Origin of the sequence: Candidatus Equadaptatus faecalis (assembly GCA_018065065.1) — a bacterium.
Lineage (GTDB): Bacteria > Synergistota > Synergistia > Synergistales > Synergistaceae > Equadaptatus > Equadaptatus faecalis.
The window spans coordinates 1-19,126 of sequence record JAGHTZ010000007.1; the positions used below are offsets into that span (position 1 = coordinate 1).

At 50.7% G+C, this 19,126-nt stretch carries 19 protein-coding genes; 11 read left to right on the plus strand and 8 right to left on the minus strand.

The genetic code is table 11. From position 1 onward, the window contains the following. Window positions 1-524: 524 nt before the first annotated feature. Window positions 525-1,802 (plus strand): tyrosine--tRNA ligase, encoded by a 1,278-nt coding sequence (locus KBS54_00445; GenBank protein ID MBQ0054604.1) that lies wholly within the window; start codon window positions 525-527, stop codon window positions 1,800-1,802. Between the two features lie 77 nt (window positions 1,803-1,879). Here the strand turns inward: KBS54_00445 and KBS54_00450 are convergent, their stop codons facing one another. Together KBS54_00450 and KBS54_00455 are read right to left on the minus strand one after the other, a co-directional pair. Further along, a complete protein-coding gene (locus tag KBS54_00450; GenBank protein ID MBQ0054605.1) occupies window positions 1,880-2,920 on the minus strand; it encodes a hypothetical protein in 1,041 nt (346 codons plus the stop codon). Further along, complete coding sequence (locus KBS54_00455) at window positions 2,917-3,567, minus strand: response regulator transcription factor (protein ID MBQ0054606.1); 651 nt, start codon at window positions 3,565-3,567, stop codon at window positions 2,917-2,919. Before KBS54_00455 ends, KBS54_00450 begins: the two co-directional genes overlap by 4 nt. A gap of 203 nt (window positions 3,568-3,770) precedes the next feature. Between KBS54_00455 and KBS54_00460 the strand changes: the two genes are divergently transcribed. Next, a complete protein-coding gene (locus KBS54_00460; GenBank protein ID MBQ0054607.1) occupies window positions 3,771-4,838 on the plus strand; it encodes a branched-chain amino acid aminotransferase in 1,068 nt (355 codons plus the stop codon). A gap of 391 nt (window positions 4,839-5,229) precedes the next feature. Here the strand turns inward: KBS54_00460 and KBS54_00465 are convergent, their stop codons facing one another. From KBS54_00465 to KBS54_00475, 3 genes are all read right to left on the minus strand, one after another. Next, complete coding sequence (locus tag KBS54_00465; protein MBQ0054608.1) at window positions 5,230-5,703, minus strand: nucleoside triphosphate pyrophosphohydrolase family protein; 474 nt, start codon at window positions 5,701-5,703, stop codon at window positions 5,230-5,232. A gap of 226 nt (window positions 5,704-5,929) precedes the next feature. Then, window positions 5,930-6,586, minus strand: a complete 657-nt coding sequence (locus KBS54_00470) for a YigZ family protein (GenBank protein MBQ0054609.1) — start codon at window positions 6,584-6,586, stop codon at window positions 5,930-5,932. Continuing rightward, window positions 6,574-7,062, minus strand: coding sequence for an HIT domain-containing protein (locus tag KBS54_00475; GenBank protein MBQ0054610.1), 489 nt, complete (start codon window positions 7,060-7,062; stop codon window positions 6,574-6,576). The genes KBS54_00470 and KBS54_00475 overlap by 13 nt, the downstream gene beginning before the upstream one ends. A gap of 107 nt (window positions 7,063-7,169) precedes the next feature. Here KBS54_00475 and KBS54_00480 point away from each other — a divergent pair, with 107 nt between their 5' ends. From KBS54_00480 to KBS54_00490, 3 genes are all read left to right on the plus strand, one after another. After that, complete coding sequence (locus KBS54_00480; GenBank protein MBQ0054611.1) at window positions 7,170-7,865, plus strand: lipid-binding SYLF domain-containing protein; 696 nt, start codon at window positions 7,170-7,172, stop codon at window positions 7,863-7,865. Between the two features lie 191 nt (window positions 7,866-8,056). Further along, window positions 8,057-8,737: a hypothetical protein gene (locus KBS54_00485; GenBank protein ID MBQ0054612.1), complete on the plus strand. Its 681-nt coding sequence runs from the start codon at window positions 8,057-8,059 to the stop codon at window positions 8,735-8,737. 19 nt (window positions 8,738-8,756) lie between these two features. Then, a complete protein-coding gene (locus KBS54_00490; protein ID MBQ0054613.1) occupies window positions 8,757-9,266 on the plus strand; it encodes a hypothetical protein in 510 nt (169 codons plus the stop codon). A gap of 35 nt (window positions 9,267-9,301) precedes the next feature. On the opposite strand, the gene KBS54_00495 is transcribed toward KBS54_00490, so the two are convergent. Then, entirely contained in the window at window positions 9,302-9,595 is a 294-nt protein-coding gene (locus KBS54_00495) for a hypothetical protein (protein MBQ0054614.1), read from the minus strand. A 3-nt stretch (window positions 9,596-9,598) separates the two neighbouring features. Beyond that, window positions 9,599-10,438 (minus strand): GNAT family N-acetyltransferase, encoded by an 840-nt coding sequence (locus KBS54_00500; protein ID MBQ0054615.1) that lies wholly within the window; start codon window positions 10,436-10,438, stop codon window positions 9,599-9,601. An 84-nt stretch (window positions 10,439-10,522) separates the two neighbouring features. Between KBS54_00500 and KBS54_00505 the strand changes: the two genes are divergently transcribed. Both KBS54_00505 and KBS54_00510 read left to right on the plus strand, forming a co-directional pair. Continuing rightward, window positions 10,523-10,921, plus strand: coding sequence for a translation initiation factor (locus tag KBS54_00505; protein MBQ0054616.1), 399 nt, complete (start codon window positions 10,523-10,525; stop codon window positions 10,919-10,921). Further along, window positions 10,914-11,207, plus strand: coding sequence for a DUF4491 family protein (locus tag KBS54_00510; protein MBQ0054617.1), 294 nt, complete (start codon window positions 10,914-10,916; stop codon window positions 11,205-11,207). The genes KBS54_00505 and KBS54_00510 overlap by 8 nt, the downstream gene beginning before the upstream one ends. A gap of 206 nt (window positions 11,208-11,413) precedes the next feature. Here the strand turns inward: KBS54_00510 and KBS54_00515 are convergent, their stop codons facing one another. Further along, on the minus strand, window positions 11,414-13,771 hold the full coding sequence (locus KBS54_00515) for a patatin-like phospholipase family protein (protein MBQ0054618.1): 2,358 nt from the start codon (window positions 13,769-13,771) through the stop codon (window positions 11,414-11,416). Between the two features lie 87 nt (window positions 13,772-13,858). Here KBS54_00515 and cls point away from each other — a divergent pair, with 87 nt between their 5' ends. From cls to nuoF, 4 genes are all read left to right on the plus strand, one after another. After that, on the plus strand, window positions 13,859-15,427 hold the full coding sequence (gene cls / locus KBS54_00520; protein ID MBQ0054619.1) for a cardiolipin synthase: 1,569 nt from the start codon (window positions 13,859-13,861) through the stop codon (window positions 15,425-15,427). 20 nt (window positions 15,428-15,447) lie between these two features. Continuing rightward, window positions 15,448-16,575, plus strand: a complete 1,128-nt coding sequence (locus tag KBS54_00525) for a metallophosphoesterase (protein ID MBQ0054620.1) — start codon at window positions 15,448-15,450, stop codon at window positions 16,573-16,575. Between the two features lie 163 nt (window positions 16,576-16,738). Next, window positions 16,739-17,218: an NAD(P)H-dependent oxidoreductase subunit E gene (locus tag KBS54_00530; protein MBQ0054621.1), complete on the plus strand. Its 480-nt coding sequence runs from the start codon at window positions 16,739-16,741 to the stop codon at window positions 17,216-17,218. A gap of 13 nt (window positions 17,219-17,231) precedes the next feature. After that, complete coding sequence (gene nuoF, locus KBS54_00535; GenBank protein ID MBQ0054622.1) at window positions 17,232-19,109, plus strand: NADH-quinone oxidoreductase subunit NuoF; 1,878 nt, start codon at window positions 17,232-17,234, stop codon at window positions 19,107-19,109. The last annotated feature ends 17 nt before the right edge of the window (window positions 19,110-19,126 follow it).

Sequence of the window (19,126 nt, forward strand, 5' to 3'; positions counted from 1 at the left end):
TCGGGAAGGAGGCAGGGAAAGCAAGAGCCCTGCGGCTTTGGACAGAAAACGAACGGACGGCGCAAGCAACATCTGCGCCCAGCCCAGTAGGAAGTAATCCGGAGTGAAGCGAACGCCGAACGAAGAACGAAGAACGAAGAACGCAGAACTATCAGGTTCAGATTATCACTTGTTTTTCGTTCCCGTTCTTAGTTCATCGTTTGTTTAAGTACAGCTTTAAGCGTTAAGCTGGAAGCGGTAAGCCAAAAGCGGTGAAAAGATTTTATTTTTAATAAGATTTTCTCACATTATTCTGCTTAAGGCTTATTGCTAACGGCTTAAAGCTTATGTTTTGTGTGCCTGCGTCACTATACACAGCGGCGCTTCAGCGCCAAAGCCTATAGCCAATAGCGTATGGCGAAACATTTGGGCAAATTAAAAACGGCGCGGGATTTTTATTTCCCGCGTTGTTTTTAGCATTTTAGTTTTATTTCTGTTATAATCATGCCGGTTTGTATAAGTTTTATCTGAAACGGGGTATGAAGATGTATCAGAACGCGCTGAAAATTCTCCGCGAACGCGGTTTTGTGGAGTGGTCAAGCCACGAGGAGGAGCTGGAACAGCATTTTATGAACAATATGGTTACCGGCTATATCGGTTTTGACCCTACCGCAGACAGTCTGCACGTGGGCAATCTTGTCGCTATTATGGGGCTCGCGTGGCTGCAGAAGCTCGGACACCGTCCGATTGCCATTGCGGGCGGAGGCACAGGCCGCATAGGCGACCCTTCGGGCAAGACGGCGGAGCGCCAGCTGCTTGACAATGAGAGAATTGAGCATAACGTTGCCTGTATCGCAAAGCAGCTTGAGCATTTCCTTGATTTCAGCTGCGGCGAAAACAGCGCAATTCTTGTGAATAACAACGAATGGCTCGGTAAGCTTAATCTTATAGAATTTTTGCGCGATACGGGCAAGTTTTTCCCCGTGAGTTTTCTTGTCAACCGCGATTACGTGCGCAGCCGCGTTATGGACCCTGACAAGTCGATTACCTATACGGAGCTTTCGTATATCCTGCTTCAGGCGTTTGATTTTGACAAGCTGAATGAGGATTACGGCGCAACGCTGCAGATGGGCGGCAATGACCAGCAGGTGAATATTATTGCCGGTATGGATTTGGCGCGCAAACGCCGCGGAGCGCAGCTTTACGGCATGACTTTCCCGCTGCTGCTCAATTCGCAGGGCAAGAAGTTCGGAAAGTCGGAGAGCGGCGCCGTTTATCTTGACGAGAAACGGACGAGTATTTACAAGTTCTATCAGTTCTGGATTAACTGCGATGACTCGGATCTTGAAAAGCTGTACAAGCTTTTCACTTTCCGCCCGACGGAGGAGATAAAGGAAATTCTTGCAAAGCACAACGAAGCGCCGCATCTCCGCACAGGTCAGAAAATTCTTGCGGACGAGCTTACGGCGAGGGTTCACGGCGAAGCGGCGGCAAAGCGCGCAAAGGACGCGTCCGCCGTCCTGTTCGGCGAGATGAATATCCGCGACGCGAATGCGGAGCTGCTTGACACGCTTTCAGCGGAAATTCCGTTCACGGAGCTTGACGCGCTGCCTGAGGGCGGCATGGCGGAGCTGCTTGTGGCAAGCGGCGGCTGTCCGTCAAAGGGCGAGGCAAAGCGCAAGCTGAAGGAAGGCGGCATTTACCTGAACGGCGAGAAGTATGACGGCAGGGAGCTTGGCGCAGGTGATATGCTTGACGGAGGCTATATCCAGCTTCGCGTCGGCAAGAAGGATTTCAGGCTTGTTAAGATAAATATGAAGTAAAAAACAACTTTCAAAAACCGTTTCAAAATAAAAAACTCCGGAACCTGCCGGAGTTTTTTGTTTGGACTGTCTGCCGGTTAAATTTCGGCAGCCGCTGTTTTCAGTTCGCAGACAACGTTTGTTCCCTGCTCCGGCTGCGATTTGATTTCACAGCTTCCGCCTATCAGTTTCATTCTTTCGTACATGTTGGAAAGTCCGCGGTGCCCCGTTGTGCGTACTTTTTTCAAGTCTTCGGGGACAATGAAGCCTTTTCCGTTGTCTTCTATTTCCATGCGGACAAAGTCTTCCCCGTTTATCAGCCGTATATGGACGGATTTGGCGCCGGCGTGCTGCGCCGTGTTTGAGAGAGCCTGCTGCGCTACGCGAAAAAATGCAAGCGTCTGTTCCTCGTTCAGGTCAACTTCTTCAATTTCTGATGTGAATATGCTTATGCCGTAGAGTTTCGCGCGTCTGTCGGCAAGCTCGATGAGCGATTGTCTTAATCCGAGTTCAAGCCACGGCGGAGTGAGGTTGTTGCACACTTCGCGCAGTTCCCTGACTGAGAACATTGAGACGCGTTCCGCTTCGTCAAGGCGTTTTGCGGCTTCTTCCTGATTCTGCGAGAGCGAAATGAGACGCAGCCGCTGTACAAGAGCGGTGATTTCCTGCAAGGGTCCGTCGTGTATTTCCCTTGCGAGGTTTGAGCGCACTTCTTCCTGCGCCTTGACTATGTCGCTCAGGTAACGGCGGTTGAGCTGCGCGTTTTCCGCGGCGTCGTGCGCGAGCATTGTTATTGTTCTGCGCAGACGGAGTATTTCTTCCGCCGTTTCGCTGTCTGTTTCTTCCGGAAATTCTTCGCCCCAGCTGAAGGAGGAGATGTCGTCTTCAAGTTTTTTAAGCGGTTTCAGTATCAGCTTCCACAGCGAGTAGAGTCCGTAGAGGCTGAAAAACGCGAGAAAACCTATCATAAACATGTATGCCATGTTTTTCGCGTAGGGTATGGAATAGTTCAGCGCCATAGAACGTTTGTACTGGCTGAAAGCGTACCATACAAGCAGAAGGGAGCCGATTATCGGCAGCATTGTTGCGGCTGTAAGCCGCAGCAGTATGCTGTTTTTTATTTTTTCAAGTTTTTTCATTCCGCGTTTTCTGTGATGAGTTCGTCAAGCGTTATCAAGCCGTATTTTATTGCCAGAAGCATGGCTTCCGTTTTGTTTTTTGCGCCGAGTTTGTCGTACACTGACGCAAGGTGCGTATGCACCGTGCGTTCGCTGATGTAGAGCCTGTCGGCTATTTCTTTGCCTGACAGTCCCTGCGCGGCAAGTGTCATAACTTCTCTTTCGCGGGCTGATACTGTTTCGGGCGGGAAGTCTTTGTTGACCATTGACGACACTTCGCTGTCAAGATAAACTCCGCCTTTCGCGACCGTGCGTATGGCGTGCGCAAGGCTGTCGGGGGCAATTGTTTTCAGCACGTAGCCGCTTGCTCCGGCACGGAGTGAAGCAATCACGTACTGCTGGGCGTCGTAGGAGGTAAGCATGAGCGTTCTTACGCTGAGTTTCGCTTCCTGTATTTTTCTTGCGAGACTGACGCCGTCAAGCTTCGGCATGCGGATGTCAAGCAGGGCAACCTGCGGGCAAAGAGCCTGTATGCCTTCCCATGCCGCTTCGCCGTCCGCGTATTCGCCGACGACAGAAAAATCTTTGTTTGCGGTGAGAAATGCTTTCATTCCTTCTCTTGTAAGCGGATGGTCGTCCGCAAGGACTATGGTGATTTTGTCTGTCATTTTACGTCACTCCCGTCATGTTTGCTGTCTGCTATTATACAGTGGCGCAGCCGGCTTGAAAATAAGTATTTTTACGCAATTTTTACACAATTTTTGCGCAGGCAGCCGCCCGCAAATTGAAAAACGGAAGCAATCGTACTATAATTGCTCGCAGCAGGCAGTATTTATTTTTTCCATACATTGCGCAGCGGAGGGGATTTTTTATGGCAATCAGATTTGAAAAGGTTCAAAACCCGGGCAAGTGCCCTGAAAACATCGGAGAAATTCCGTTTGGCTCAGTATTTTCCGACCACATGTTTATATGCGATTATTCACCGGAAAAAGGCTGGAATGACGCGCGTATAGTGCCTTTCGGCCCTTTTACGATTTCACCCGCTTCACAGGTGCTGAATTACGCGCCGGAAATTTTTGAAGGCATGAAGGCATACCGCACGGAAAGCGGCAAAATCCAGCTTTTCCGTCCGGAAGAGAATATCAAGCGCATGCAGCGTTCTGCCGAGCGTCTCTGCCTGCCGCAGATGGACGCGGAGCTTTTTATGGAAGCTCTCCGCGAGATCGTAAAAATTGACCAGGCATGGGTTCCTGACGGTTTCGGCACGTCTCTTTACATCCGTCCGATCGAATTTGCAAATGACGTTCACCTCGGCGTTAAAACACCGAAGAACTGCATTTTTACAATTATCACAAGCCCCGTCGGCAGCTATTTCAAGGAAGGCGTCAACCCCGTACGCATGATGATTGAGCCTGACGATGTCCGCGCCGTACGCGGAGGCACTGGTTATACGAAATGCGGCGGCAACTACGCCTGCTCGCTTCGCGCAGGTGAACTGGCGGCGCAGAAGGGTTTTGCCCAGGTGCTCTGGCTTGACGCAATCGAGAAGAAATATATTGAAGAGGGCGGCGGCATGAACGTTATGTTCAAAATTGACGGCAAGGTCATTACGCCGATGCTTACCGGTTCAATTCTTCCAGGCATTACCAGAATGTCAATTCTTGAAATTATGAGAAGCGAGGGAATTCCGTGCGAAGAACGCCTTATCAGCGTTGACGAAATCCGCGAAGCAGCACGCGCCGGCAGGCTTGAGGAATGTTTCTGCTGCGGAACCGCCGCCGTAGTCGGACCTATTGGGGAACTTGACCTCGGCGATGAAAAGTTCCTTATCAACGATTTCAAAACAGGCCCCGTGGCGCAGCACCTCTACGACACGCTCACAGGAATTCAGTGGGGCAAAATCGAAGACAAATTCGGCTGGACAGTTCCTGTCTGTTAAGAGCCGCAATTTACCGCAAATTAAAAGGACTCTGTTTGGCAGAGTCCTTTTTTTTCGCGCAAAGTGAGAACAACTCACCTCATCGTCTTCCTGCATGGAGCGCAGCGGAAGTGCAGCCTGTGCCCCGGAGGGGTAGAACCAGTGACTTTCGCGAGCGAAGCGAGCTATTAAAAACAAAAACCAAAGACACTGGAAAAAGACGCTGGATTCTGCGCTACGGCTGTCGCCGTCCGCAGAAAGACGAAGAGAAGCAATAAGCAGTAAGCAATAAGCCATAAGCTAAAAGCAAAAGCCTTAAAAAAAGGTTCTGAAGCTTAACGCTTACAGCTTATTGCTAACCAGGTGCGAAGCGAGCCTTTGACGGGTTTAATTCTTCATTATCCATTCTGTATTATTCATTGTCTTTATGCGCTTTCCGCAGTTTTTCCGCGAATTCGGCGCCTTTTTTGCAGTCCACGAGGTCGTCAAGCTTCGGCTTAAAGTAATTCGGACCTTTTGCAACCTTGCCGCTGGCATAATAAACAGGCTTGCCGTCTTCGCCGAGTTTGCTCATGTTGCTTTCGTAGATACGGTGCATTGCTTCGTTTATGTCCATTCCGAGCAGATTTGCCATTCCTATTTCAACAACGCACAGGTCACCGAGCGCGTCAATTATTTCAACGTTCTGCGCGTTAAATTCTTCCGTATTTTCAATGCCGTTCTCGTACATTTTTGCAACGGTTTCCGCCGCCTCTTTCAGTTCGCTGAATTCCTCTTCAACAAGCATAAGCCTGTGACGGATAAGCTCCGCCATATCCGCTTTCGGATTTTCAAATTTTTCCTGAAATTCCCTTACAAATGCTACCCAGTCATGATTTTCCGACATGTTGCCGCCCCCCTAATATAAAAATCAATTACTATAAGAACCAATTACGATAAGAAACAATGACTATAAAATACAATTACCAAAAGAGCCAATTACCCGAAGAACCGCTATACGCTATAAGCTTTTAGAACCTTTAAGGCTTTTGACTTACTGCTTATTGCTTCAAGCTTCCAGCTCGTTCTTCATTTTGCACTTTGCATTTTTCATTTAGCTTATAGCTTATAGCCTACAGCTTTCTTTCTCTCACCGTTTTTTCTTTTCCCCATTCAAGCGCAAGGAGGAAGTTTCTTGCTTTCATTTCTTCAAGCTGCGGCGTGATTTCGTCTGTTCTGACAAGCGGTATTTCAAGCCGCACTTCGACTGTTTCGCCGTAGTTCAGCGTTCGGTCTTCTTCGCCGAAGCCGTATTTGTCAAGGGTCGTCAGCAGCGTTTTTGAATAGTCGTAGCCGCAGACAAGCCTGAGCGGCAGGCAGAATTCCATTTCTTTAGCTTCGCAGGCTTCTGCGGCGAGCCTTGCCGCTTCCCCGTAGGCGTCGATAAGCCCTCTTACACCGAGCTTTATGCCTCCGAAGTAGCGGGTTACAACCAGCAGGGTGTTGTCCAGCCCGCAGCGTTTCAAAGCGCCGAGAATAGGGCGGCCTGCAGTTCCCGCGGGCTCTCCCGCATCTGAGCAGTGTTCAAGCACGCTGCCTGTTCCTATTCTGTATGCCCAGCAGTAGTGCGTCGCTTTCGGGAATTTTGCGCTGATTTCTTTCAGTTTTTCCTGCGCTGCGACGGCATCCAGAACCTTGCGCACGGAGCCGATGAAGCGCGAGCGCTTTACAGTTGTTTCAACGTCGGTCTCGACCGACGGAGCCCTGAAAAAAGCGTTTACTGAATCCATCCCTCTTTAAGCCGCTTCCATGCGGATTCAAGCGCCTCTGAAATTACGCGGGTGTCACCGACGACAGGCATAAAGTTTGTGTCGCCGTTCCAACGCGGCACCACATGCAGGTGCAGGTGCTGGTCAATGCCTGCTCCGGCGACTTTTCCTATGTTCATTCCGAGGTTGAAGCCGTCGGGGCGCATAACCTCTGTAAGAGTTTCAACAGCCTTTTGGGCAAGCTGCATAAGCTCTGTCAGCTCGTCTGCCGTCAGCTCCGCAAAATTGTGCAGATGGCGGCAGGGTATAACCATAAGATGCCCCGCGCTGTATGGATAACGGTTCATTATAACGAAGCAGAGCTTCCCGCGGTGGATTATGAGGTTTTCTTCGTCCTTGTCTTCTTTCGGATAGTCGCAGAAGATACAGCCGCCTTCTTTTTTATCCCCGGAGAGTATGTATTCGCTGCGCCACGGCGCGAAAATTTTGTCTACCATAGTTGTACCGGCTTTCTGTTAAACATTACCCCTCTATTATAATTCTTTTTCACCGCAAACCGCAAATGTATGGTATAAATATAGTGCAACGGAAGGAGGTTGTCAGAATGAAAAAGAGTTTGAAGACAATCGCCCTGCTTGCGGTTCTTGCGGTGCTTTTCTGCGCGGCAGGAACGGCGTGGGCGGAAGCCGCACATGAAAGACGCATCAGACTTGCGGCGCAGGTGCTTGACGAAATGGCGGCGCAGAATGACGCCGGCAGTCTCGGCGACGTTATCGCTTCCGGCAGGGGCGTAGCAATTTTCCCGCGTGTCGGCAAAGCAGGTTTTATCGTCGGAGGCATGGGCGGACAGGGAATAGTGCTTCTTAAAGGCAAAAACGGTAAATGGACAGGTCCTGCATTTATGGGAATTGCAGGCGCAAGCTTCGGACTTCAGATAGGCGCAAGCGAAACGGCGCTTGTCCTTGTCATCACAAATGAAGCCGGTGTCCGCGCGTTTACTGGCGGAAACAGCCTCACTCTCGGCGGAGACGTTTCGATCGCCGCAGGTCCTGTAGGCAGGGATGCGAAAGCGGCAACAGACGGCAGAGCGGCGGCGGCAATCTACAGCTACTCAATGTCAAAAGGACTTTTTGCGGGGCTCGCGCTTGACGGAAGCCAGCTTAACCAGAACAGGGACGCAAGCAAGGCATACTGGGGCAAACCACTTTCAGCCCAGGCAGCGCTCGGAAAACCTGCAACCGACAAGCGTATCAAACCGGTAGTCAACGCGCTCAACAGGCTTGTCAAAAAAGCGCAGTAATTTTATGCAAGCGTATCTGCCCGGCCTGCGCCGGGCATTTTTTTATGTCTTGCGGCTGCGGGGAAAATTTTTAAATAAATTTCAAATCCCCACAAAATCCCCACATTTTCTTCAAAATTCCCACACAAACGGGGAATATACTTTAGTTACACCAACAGGGAAACCCGATTAAGAAAACGGAGGCGGTAAGGATGACACGGTGGATAAAAAGACCAATAAAACAGACGGCACTCGCAATGGCAGCCGTATTTTTTCTGACGCTGGCGCTGAGTCTTGCCCTTGCGGGAACGGCTTTTGCGCGCGGCGGACACGGCGGAGGCGGACACTCGGGAGGACGCGGCGGCTTTGGCGGAGGTCATTCATTCAGCAGGGGCGGAGGCTTCAGCGGACATTCTGGAGGACATTCTGTCAGCAGAGGAAGCACTCCCCGCGGCAACCGTATCGGAACAGGCGGATACAGCCGTTCACGCACGGGAAGCATGCACTATCACTATCATGACCACGGACGGCCGCATACGTCAGGCACGCATTATCACTATCATGAGTACAGAGGCCGCATACCTGGCAGACATTATTACTACCATTCATACCGCGGACGGCCCATACACTGGCATTACCACGAACACTGGAGCTGGGGGCCGCGCTGTTATTACTATTACGGCCCCGGATATTACCGGTATGACAGCTGGTTCTGGCCGGCAGGATTTACCGTCGGTTTGATACTCGGAAGCACTGTGTCGTATACTCCGGCACCTGCGGCAAACTATTATTACAACGTATGCGCGGAGGGCTGCAACTGTCTGGACAAATATAGTCCGACGCCGTGCAACTGTACGGAAGCCTGCTACTGCAACGCATATCACAAAAAATAGGCACTTGGGGGACAGCAAAATGAAAATCAGAAAAACATTGAAATATATTGCTCTTCCGATGGCGGTATTAATGCTGTTTTCTTCGGCGGCTTTTGCCTCGCCGCGCTGCGGGCACAGACATTATCACCACAGACACAGCGGAAACAGCGGCTGGGGAATAGCGGCGGCAGGGATTGCAGGAGGACTTATACTCGGAGCGCTGATAAATTCTTCAAGAAACGAGCAAAGACAGGATCCGGGCGAGTACAGGCAAGACCCAGGCGAATACAGGCAGGATCCGGGAATTTCACCCCCAGCGCCGCCGAACGCTGCTGCTCCTAACAGGGATGTTGAGCTTGCGGAAAAGGTTCCCGGCGGAGTTATGATCAACGGGCGTTTCTACGCACCGGCTGTTCAGGAAACAGCCGCTGACTACACGCCACAGCCGTATCGGACGGGAACTGTTTTTGAAACGGACAGGGGTACGGGCTTGAGCGGCAGCTATCCTGAAATCCGCCGCGACCCCGGAAGAAGCGGCAGCAACAACTGACAAAAATAAAAACCTTCCTAGCGGAGGTTTTTATTTTATTTTGTTTTATTTTTGCCGCAGCTGCATTTGTTTTCGTTCATCATTTTCCACACCGGAGCGTATATTTCAAGCAGCGCTTCGGCGTTTTCTTTGCAGCCGCGTCCTGCCGGCGAGTGCGCGGCACATTCGTTGTTCCTGCACAGGGGAAGTTTTTCTTTCAATTTTTCCAGCGTGTCTGCTCCTTCGGAAATTTCGTAGATTACGTCGCTTTTTGTTACGCCGCTCAGAATACACACCGGATATTTCATGGCGGCGCCGCGCCAAAGCTCTTCAAGCCTGCTGTCTGTCATTGCCTACTCCTCCGACGGCTGTCCGCCGTCGCTGCTGCAAAGCATGCGGACAGGTATGTCGTTTATGATTTCAAAGCCCTGGCTTTCGTAAAAGCCTCTGCCTTCTTCCGTAGCCAGCAGCACAAGCTTCTGCTGTTTTGCGCAGTCCGTGTGCTTTATTATGCCTTCAAGCAGTCTTTTGGCGTTGCCCTGTCCGCGCTGTTCGGGGACAACAGAGAAATAATAAAGACCTCTGCCGAGCTGCGTTTTGTGCAGCATTGCCGTGCCGATTATTTCAACGCCGATTGTCAGCGCGTAAAATTCGTTTTCCCCGCGGCTGAAAAGGTACCGCAGAAGTTCGTAATAACCCTGTGTCAGCACGCCTTCCGCAGAAAAACCGCGCCACATTGCTTCGCACCATTCAAAGAACCGGCGTTCGTTTTCAATTTTAACTACGTCGCCGTAGCTGTCTTCTTTTTCGGCTTCTTTTTTTGGGGCGTTCGGCAAAGGTTCCGGCGAAGGCATCTGTTTCAGCTTTTTTTCGCGCGGATTGTACACCTGCATGGCGGTATAGTGCGACTGTACAGTAAGCCCGCCGTTTTCCAGCGCTTTTAAGAAGATTCTGCCCGTGCCTGGGTTATGAGGCACTATGAAAGGCACTTCGTAGGTCGCGAAAAATTCTTTGACGGTTTCCACGTCTTCAGCAGATATTTCGGTTGGGAACAATGCCCAGTTTTCATCCGCGTAAGGAGTGCCCGAAAAGGCGGCTGTTGTGCCTGAATGAAGCTCCAGCAGATCGCCGTAGCCGCCGATCATTTTTATAAAAGAAAGCAGGTTCTGCCTGTAAAGCTCAAGTCCGTCCATGAAAACGCCTCGCCGAAATTATTAAATGACTGTATAATCATACCAAATTGCGGCACAAATGTGAAAGGGGTATTTTGAACTCCCATGAAGAACGGTAAAAAGAAAAAGGAACTCCCTGAAGAAATCTCGCTTAACGGCGGAAGTTTCGGCTTGTCACTCGGCGCTCTTCTCGGTAAAAATACTGAGAAAAAAGAGGTTAAAAATACGGTTTCGCCGGCTGTCTCCAAAAGCGAAAATACCGTACACAAAGCAAAGCTTCAGCGTTACAGCCTCCAGCGGCAGACCGCCGGACGCGGCGGAAAGGTTGTCACCCTTGTGGTTTTTCCGCAGGACGCGGCTTTCGGGCTTGAAGCCCTGGCAAAGGAAATGCGGAAAGCCCTCGGCTGCGGGGCGCACGTTGAAGAAAACAAGGTCGTACTGCAGGGCGACCTGACGGAAAGAGCAGAAAAGTGGCTTGAAAAAAGGAGGCAGCAAAATGAATGAATTGTGTGCGGCAGGGTGTATAACTGACATACTGAATTTTGACGGCATTATTGTCGGTGCGGCAACGCTGTTTATAATCTGGATTTTTCATCCGATAGTTATAAAAAGCGAAGAACGGTTTACGAAAAAAGTCTGGCCTGCGTTTCTTTTGGCGGGCATTGCCTCCGCGATGCTTTCGCTTTACACCGGCAGGCTGCTTTCACCGATACTCGGAGTGCTTTCGGTAACCTGTCTGTGGTGCATAATCGAGCTGGACGAACTGGACAAAAAAAGAGCGCGGCAGTAAGCCGCCTCTTTTATAATTACCAATTACGAATTACCAAGTACCAATTAAGGTGTTGGCTGAAGCCAACATTAAGTTAGAACCTCTTAATGCCTTAAAGGCTTTTGTTTTACGGTTTTACCTTAAATGTCAGAATTTATTCTGACACCACAATTGGTAATTCGTCATTCGTCATTGGTAATTTGTCATTTGTCATTCGTAATTATCTTTTATGGCAGCGGGCCTTTCCACCATTTCGGTATGCCGAGCGTGTAGCCGATTACAAATTCGTTTCTGTCAGGTCTGTAATGTTCAAACAGCGCGCCGTGAGCCCTGCTTTGTCCGTAGGCAACAATAAAAGAGCCGGGCAGGAAATTCGTCGGAATACCGAACTGAATACCTGCTTCCCAGGCAGTATAAGCCGTTTCGTTCCAATTTTCCGAAGTTCTGCCTCCGGCAACGAAAAATTCCGTGTTTATACCGCCCCACCAGGATTTCATCAGCACCTTTGAAGCAGCTATCTTGCCCCAGTATGCCTGTTCGCCGAACAAAGGCTCAGATGCAAGTGTCCAGAGCTCGTTTCTTGTCCCGAGCAGTGCGTAATACGGCGGCATAAAGCCGTCTGTCTGAAGTCCGTAGGCCGCGGTATGCAAACCGCCGGTCAGCGAAATCAGCCAGTTTGATTTAAGGGGAATTTTTGCGGTAAACTCCGTCCGGGAGAAAATATCCTTGCCGTGCGGGAACCATATATCGCTCATGAGAGCAAAACCTTTGGTAGGAACAACAGGGTCATCAAGCGAGTTTATGCCTATGGATGCAGCTATGCCCCGCAGAGTTTCATCTTTGTCTGAAAAGGTTTTCCTGCTGTCGTCCCAAACAAACGTCAGATTGTAGTCATAATCTGTGTGACCGACTGCGTAACCTGCGCCGAGCCTGATTTTGTCTTTGGCAAAGTTTTTGTAAATCATTGCCTTGCCGCTGAAGCGTTTGAATTTTTCCGAGTCACGGTTAACGAAAGAGTAAGTTTTTCCGTCAACGATTACGTATCCGTTATCGTTTTTGGAACCAAAGAAATTGTCCTCGGTAACCAGTGACGCGGACAGACCCAGCTGCCAGTTGTTTCTGGTAAGCGGCGTAAAGTAGCGTCCCATAATTCCCCAGTTTGTGCCTCCGCGCAGTTCCAAGTCCGCGGTATCTCCGTCAAGAAGCAGATTGTGGCTGAGCGCCGCAACGGACAGCCAGCGGTCACTGTTAAGGTTTGAGCTGTAACCCGACAGACTCAGCTCGACCTTTGGAGGCTGCTGCACGTCAAGCGTTACGCGTACTATGTCGCGGCTGATGTTATCTATTTTGGGTTCAACCGATTTTATTTCGCTGCGGGCAGACATTTCCTTTACGGCTGCGGAAATGTCTTTCATGTCAAGCGGTTCCCCTATCCAGCCGCGGTAGCGCTCCTGGAAAGTTTTGGCAATGTTCTGCGGTACTCCGGCAACTACAAGCTCCCCTACAATAAGCTGTTTTGAAGGCTCGGGCCCGCTGTGCATTGCAACGGGAACATACCGGTGATAGCTGTCTACAAGCGTTTTCAGCTCGTCTATTTTTTCCTCTGCGGCAGCAACGCCTCTGTCCATAATTTTGTCGTAGCCGCCTGAATCAAGGGTTCCCAGTCCTTTGCAGTCCACCTGGATAACCAAATCCGCCGCCTTGCAGTTTTCTATAATCTGATCATGCATAAGTATTTCAAGCGACTGCGCCGCAATGGCAAACATGGAATCAAGTTTGCCGCTCTTGCCTTCTATTGACATAGGGGAAAGATTTACGGCAACAACTGGATGCCCGGGGAACATTTTCTTTGCAAGCAAAACTGGAAGATTAGCTTTCAGACCGCCGTCAACGAGCAGCCGCCCGTCTCTTTCCCACGGCTCAAAAATTGCCGGCAGAGACATTGACGCACGCAGGGCGGAAGCAAGATTGCCGGAGCGCAGCGTAACGGATTCTCCCGACTGCAGGTCGGTTGAAACTGCGGCAAACGGTGTCGGAAAACGGTCAAAATCCGTTTCCGAAACGCGCGACGTAAGCTCCTGAAGCAGCTGGTACAAATCCTTCGAACTCAGCAGCGCCTTTTTGCCAAGCACCTCTCCTTTTCCGGTGATATTCAGGTTAAAAAGCCGTTCGTTGTTCTTCGGCTGATAGCTTGTGCTTTCCGAGGCAAGAGATTTATCCTGTCTGCCGGAAATTACCTCCATAAGATTAAGCTTCGGAACCGTTTCTCGCACTTCTTCCGGCGTCCAGCCGGTTGCGAAAAGCCCGCCCATAATTGCGCCCATAGAGGTGCCGACTATTGCGGCGACAGGGATGTGCTCGCGCTTAAGCACCTCGAAAACGCCCACGTGGGCAAGCCCCTTTGTTCCTCCGCCGCAGAGCGCGAGAACGACGCCATCCTTATGGGTAAAGCCCCACGCGTCATTGTGCCGCGTCATTTCTTCCGCAGTCATGGGGTTATCCGGGAAAGCAGCGCATGCTCTGCCTGAAAAGGCTGAAATTAAAAGAACTGCAAGCAGCAGCGTCGTTATTTTCCTGTTTTTCATCAAGAATCAGCCCCTTAAAACAACTTCTTTTGTCCTGACGGATATTTTACCGTATAATAATGTATGTAACAAGAGAGGAAACAGCAGATGTGGAAGAGAACACGATACGTACTTGCGGCGATACTGGCCGCGTATCTGATAGGCGCGGCTCCGTCAATTGTTGATTTTGTCAACGACAACATTATTGTCAGCGCAGCTGACGCAATTTCGCTGCGTCCGGAAGTCACAGGATATATTACTGCAGCGCTGTACAAGGTAAGAAGCTACAGCAGCTATTTTATCGTCATATACGCGCTTATAGTCGCGGCGCTTATTTTTCTTGAAAACAGCAATCCGGACAGAACGCTGCTTTGGATTGCCGTACTTATTTTTGTTCCTTTCCTCGGTCTGTTCATATATCTGCTTATAGGTCCCGATTTTGACAATCTGCGCAGAAGACACAGTTTTCGGCCGCGCGAAATGCTGCCGGTTCCAACCGGGGAAAGACAGGCCCTGCAGCTGCAGACAGCTCAAATGCTGCGTGAAATTTCAGGCGCGGAGGTTACCTGGTATAACCGCATTACCCCGCTGATAAACGGGGAAGAAACTTTTGCTGATATATTTGAAACGATAAACGGGGCAAAAAAATTCGTACATCTCCAGTCGTTTATCATCAAAGACGACGAAACAGGCAGAAAACTGCGCGAAACGCTTATTGCCGCTGTCCGGCGCGGCGTCAAAGTCAGGGTGCTTTACGACGCAATCGGCAGCCGGAAAATAACCGCGGGATACGTCCGCAGCCTGAATGACGCCGGAGTGCGCTGTATGTCCTTTATGCCGGTATCATTTCCTATGTTCCGCAGAAAAATGAACTTCAGAAACCACCGCAAAATATGCGTGGCAGACGGAACTGTTGCCTACACGGGCGGTCTTAATTTCAGCAAAAATTACATACACAAAGGGCGCATGGGCTTCTGGCGCGACACGCACGTCCGAGTTGAAGGCGAAGCCGTAAAAGAGCTGCACAAAATATTCCTTGCCGACTGGGAAGACAGGACTACCGAAAAACCCGAACAGGTAATTAAAGAGGACGGCGTCGTCTATCAGAGCGATTTTACCGGTTGGAAAAAACAGCCTGTTCAGGTGGTTCCAAGCGGGGTTTCTGCCCCCTGGCATTCAATCGAAATGGGCTTTATGAGCATGATATCGCGCGCCAAAGAAAGAGTATGGATAACGACGCCGTACATAGTTCCGGGACCTTTCATTACTTCTGCCCTGCGCATGGCTGCTCTCAGCGGCGTTGACGTACGCATAATCCTTCCGGAAAAAGGAGATCATTTTCTGGTCTACTGGGGGGGCAGGGCGCACATTGAAGAACTGCTTTCGGCGGGAGTAAAAATACTGCTCTACAGGCGCGGTTTCATACATGCCAAAACCCTTCTTTCAGACAGGGACATCTGCTCTGCCGGCACCTGCAATCTTGACGTGCGTTCGCTTGAAATAAACTTTGAAGACCAGCTCTTCATATATGACGAAACAATAAACAAAAAGTTCGAACGGCAGTTTGAAGAGGACTTTAAAGAATGCCGCGAACTCAAGCTTGAAGAATGGAGAAAACGCCCCTTCTGTGAAAAGCTGCTGGAATCCTTCGGCAGACTTTATTCGGCGCAGATATAGGGCGCAGACAGTGTACGCGAATGCTTAAAAAAATCAACAAAGCGGAAAAACCGCCCGTTACGTCAAGCGTCTTATACCGTGCAGCCTTTGGAATAACCTTCTGCTGGCTTATTTTCCGCAGCTATGCTGTTTTCAGAACGCGCGGTTTGTTCCCCGCCGTGCTTTACGCGGCGGTTAACCTGATTTTTGCCGCAGGCTGGCTTGTATTGAAATACTTCGTTCCCCTGAAAAGATATGAAGCAAACAGAAATGACGAACGCGCTTTCGGCTCGTGGCTGCTCTTTGACACTGCCGTATATTCGCTTCTGCTCTGCTTTAAACCTGAAACGTCATTAAAATCGGCAGTCGTAATACTTCTTTCGCTTCTTCTTGCCGGACTGCTGACGTTCTTCTTCAGCATGCGGGAAACGCGGTTGATTATTACCGAAATTGAAACAGGGTCGCCCAAGCTGAAGCGCGATAAAATCAGGATTGTCCACATCACTGACCTTCACGCCGGACTTTGGGCGGGCAGCGGATATCTGAAAGAACTTGTTGCGGCAGTCAACGAACAGCAGCCCGACGTTATAGTCTGCACCGGCGACATAAAAGACGAGCGTCTCGGAATTGACTGCGGGGAAGAACTGACACGCTTGTCCGACCTGTACGCGCCATGCGGCAAATTTGCCGTATTCGGCTGCCATGACTATACAGACAAATCGGAAGCGGCAGATTTTCTTGAAAGATGCGGCTTTACGCTGCTTGACGGCAGAACGGAAGAAACTGCCGGTATTACAATATGCGGCTACGGAGACAGGGATCATCTTATCAAAGGTCAGTGGGGGCTTTCAAAATCCGAGCAGCTGATTCTTGACAACGAATACGTGCATAAAAACAGTTTCTTTCTTGTGCTGCGTCACAGACAGCTTGTGGAAGACGGGCAGCAGACGCACTTTGACCTGCAGCTCTCCGGCGCAAAACACGGCATAGCTTTAACGCGGCTTCTTTTCCGCAAACTTGGAATCGCTTCCGGAAGAAAATTGAAAAAATGCAGGCAGGGCGGACTGCTCTGCAAGGCTGACGGCGCGGGGTACGTTGGTCCTCCGGTAAGAATTTTCTGCAAGCCTGAAATTGTCGTAATAGATTTGATAAAAACATCAGAGGAATAAGGCTTGATATTTTGGGCAAAATGCCCGATAATACTATACGGATTTTTGTGCATGTACCGGTGCACGGCTTATGTGTGCGCGCACGGTGTTGCATGGTACTAAAGCCGGCGGCAGGAGCCGGCAGACAAAAAGCATTAAATTCCCCATAAGGAGGGTACGTTTCATGGCGGTAACCGCAGCAGAAAAAGAGAAGCTTCTTGACGAACTTCTCGCAAAGTACCAGGGCTTTAAAGGCGCTACAATTCCGGTGCTCCAGAAAGCCCAGGAAATTTTCGGATATCTTCCGAAAGACGTGCTGATTAAAATCAGCAAAGCAATCGATGTTCCCATCAGCAAAATTTACGGTGTCGTAACCTTCTACGCACAGTTCCATCTCGAGCCGAGAGGCGAACACATCGTACGTTCATGCCAGGGCACAGCCTGCCACGTACGCGGCGGCAAAGTCGTACTCGAAGCCATGCAGAAAAAACTCGGACTTTCGGACGACAAATGCACGACGGACGACCTGAAATTCACAATCGAAACGGTCGCCTGCATCGGAGCCTGCGCCCTTGCTCCCTGCGTAATGGTTGACGAGGACACGCACGGACGTCTCACGACCGACAAAGCGTGCGCAATGCTCGACACGTACGCGAACGCATAAGGGGGAAACAGCAATGCAGATTAAAACGATAGACCAGCTTCATCAGGTTAAAGCCGACGCAATAGCGGCGCTTAAAGCGAGAAACGACGCCAAAACTCAGATCATTCTCGGAATGGGCACCTGCGGCATAGCGGCAGGCGGCAGAGCAGTACTCTCAGCCGTCGAAGAACAGATTAAAAAGCTCGGACTTGAAGACAAGATTTGCGTCTATTCAACAGGCTGTATAGGCATGTGCCACAATGAACCGCTTCTCGACGTTGTCCGCCCCGGCGAAGACCGCGTCACCTACGGTTCGGTAACAGCCGCAGACGTTGAAAAAATCTTCGCCGAACACGTAGTCGGCGGAAGCGTTTTCAAAGACAAAGCAATCGCGCGCATTCCTCTTGAAGGTGCAAAAGCTGTAGACCTTCCTGCCTACTCCGAAATGCCTTTCTACGCGAAACAGCGCAAAAACGCTCTTAAAAACTGCGGCTACATCAACCCTGACTCACTTGAAGAATACATAGCAGCAGACGGCTACGAAGCGCTCGCGAAAGCAGTGCTTACGCTCACGCCGGAAGACGTAATCGAAGAAGTCAAAAAATCAGGGCTCCGCGGACGCGGAGGCGGCGGTTTCCCGACAGGACTCAAATGGAGTTTCTGCCGCAAATCACAGGGATCAAAAAAATACATCATCTGCAACGCCGACGAAGGAGACCCGGGTGCGTTCATGGATCGTTCCCTTCTCGAAGGAGACCCGCACGCAGTGCTTGAAGGCATGGCGCTCGGTGCCTACGCAATCGGCGCGGATGAAGGCTACATCTACTGCCGCGCGGAATACCCGCTCGCAATCAAACGTCTGAACCAGGCGATCGCACAGGCGGAAGAAGCAGGCGTACTCGGCGACAACATCTTTGGCACAGGCTTCAGCTTCAAGCTCCACGTCAAAGAAGGCGCCGGCGCATTTGTCTGCGGCGAAGAAACAGCTCTTATGCAGTCAATTGAAGGCCAGCGCGGCATGCCGCGTCCGAGACCCCCGTTCCCTGCAGTAAAAGGACTCTGGGAAAAACCGTCAAACATCAACAACGTTGAAACGTGGGGCAACGTCCCGTGCATAATCAGAAACGGCGGCGAAGCCTACGCAGCGTACGGCACCGAAAAATCAAAAGGCACGAAAGTATTTGCCCTCACAGGTAAAATCAACAATCCCGGCCTCGCAGAAGTTCCCATGGGAATCACAATGCGCGAAATCATCTTTGAAATCGCCGGCGGCATCCAGGACGGCAAAAAATTCAAAGCCGTACAGATAGGCGGACCTTCAGGCGGCTGTATGCCTGAAGCACTGCTTGACACACCTGTTGACTACGACTCACTCATCGCAGCAGGCGCAATGATGGGCTCAGGCGGACTTGTTGTAATGGACGAAACGACCTGTATGGTTGACGTCGCGAAATTCTTCCTCACCTTCACGCAGTCGGAATCCTGCGGAAAATGCACGCCGTGCCGCGAAGGAACGAAACGCATGCTTGAAATCCTCACCGACATCACCGAAGGCAGAGGAAAAGAAGGCGACATCGAAAGACTGCAGAAACTTGCCCGCTCAATCAAAGCCGGTGCGCTCTGCGCACTCGGACAGACAGCTCCGAACCCTGTACTTTCGACAATCCGCTACTTCCGCGACGAATACGAAGCACACATCAAAGACAAGAAATGCCCGGCGGGAGCCTGCCAGAAACTTATCAGCTACCGCATAACGGACGCCTGCAAAGGCTGCAGCCTCTGCGCAAGAAACTGCCCTGCAGGTGCAATCAGCGGCGAAATCAAACAGCAGTTTGTCATTGACCAGAGCAAATGCATCAAGTGCGGCGTCTGCATGAGCAACTGCAAATTCAAGGCAATCGTCCGCGAATAAATCCGGAGCAGAGAGGA

Bases quoted from the DNA above. Each gene is read 5' to 3' on its own strand.
- KBS54_00465 (MBQ0054608.1), bottom strand. From the start codon at position 5,703: ATGTCGGAAAATCATGACTGGGTAGCATTTGTAAGGGAATTTCAGGAA.
- KBS54_00510 (MBQ0054617.1), top strand. From the start codon at position 10,914: ATGAATGAATTGTGTGCGGCAGGGTGTATAACTGACATACTGAATTTT.
- KBS54_00530 (MBQ0054621.1), top strand. From the start codon at position 16,739: ATGGCGGTAACCGCAGCAGAAAAAGAGAAGCTTCTTGACGAACTTCTC.
- KBS54_00455 (MBQ0054606.1), bottom strand. From the start codon at position 3,567: ATGACAGACAAAATCACCATAGTCCTTGCGGACGACCATCCGCTTACA.
- nuoF (MBQ0054622.1), top strand. From the start codon at position 17,232: ATGCAGATTAAAACGATAGACCAGCTTCATCAGGTTAAAGCCGACGCA.
- KBS54_00490 (MBQ0054613.1), top strand. From the start codon at position 8,757: ATGAAAATCAGAAAAACATTGAAATATATTGCTCTTCCGATGGCGGTA.
- KBS54_00525 (MBQ0054620.1), top strand. From the start codon at position 15,448: ATGCTTAAAAAAATCAACAAAGCGGAAAAACCGCCCGTTACGTCAAGC.
- KBS54_00495 (MBQ0054614.1), bottom strand. From the start codon at position 9,595: ATGACAGACAGCAGGCTTGAAGAGCTTTGGCGCGGCGCCGCCATGAAA.
- KBS54_00470 (MBQ0054609.1), bottom strand. From the start codon at position 6,586: ATGGATTCAGTAAACGCTTTTTTCAGGGCTCCGTCGGTCGAGACCGAC.
- KBS54_00475 (MBQ0054610.1), bottom strand. From the start codon at position 7,062: ATGGTAGACAAAATTTTCGCGCCGTGGCGCAGCGAATACATACTCTCC.
- KBS54_00480 (MBQ0054611.1), top strand. From the start codon at position 7,170: ATGAAAAAGAGTTTGAAGACAATCGCCCTGCTTGCGGTTCTTGCGGTG.
- cls (MBQ0054619.1), top strand. From the start codon at position 13,859: ATGTGGAAGAGAACACGATACGTACTTGCGGCGATACTGGCCGCGTAT.
- KBS54_00450 (MBQ0054605.1), bottom strand. From the start codon at position 2,920: ATGAAAAAACTTGAAAAAATAAAAAACAGCATACTGCTGCGGCTTACA.
- KBS54_00505 (MBQ0054616.1), top strand. From the start codon at position 10,523: ATGAAGAACGGTAAAAAGAAAAAGGAACTCCCTGAAGAAATCTCGCTT.
- KBS54_00460 (MBQ0054607.1), top strand. From the start codon at position 3,771: ATGGCAATCAGATTTGAAAAGGTTCAAAACCCGGGCAAGTGCCCTGAA.
- KBS54_00515 (MBQ0054618.1), bottom strand. From the start codon at position 13,771: ATGAAAAACAGGAAAATAACGACGCTGCTGCTTGCAGTTCTTTTAATT.
- KBS54_00485 (MBQ0054612.1), top strand. From the start codon at position 8,057: ATGACACGGTGGATAAAAAGACCAATAAAACAGACGGCACTCGCAATG.
- KBS54_00500 (MBQ0054615.1), bottom strand. From the start codon at position 10,438: ATGGACGGACTTGAGCTTTACAGGCAGAACCTGCTTTCTTTTATAAAA.
- KBS54_00445 (MBQ0054604.1), top strand. From the start codon at position 525: ATGTATCAGAACGCGCTGAAAATTCTCCGCGAACGCGGTTTTGTGGAG.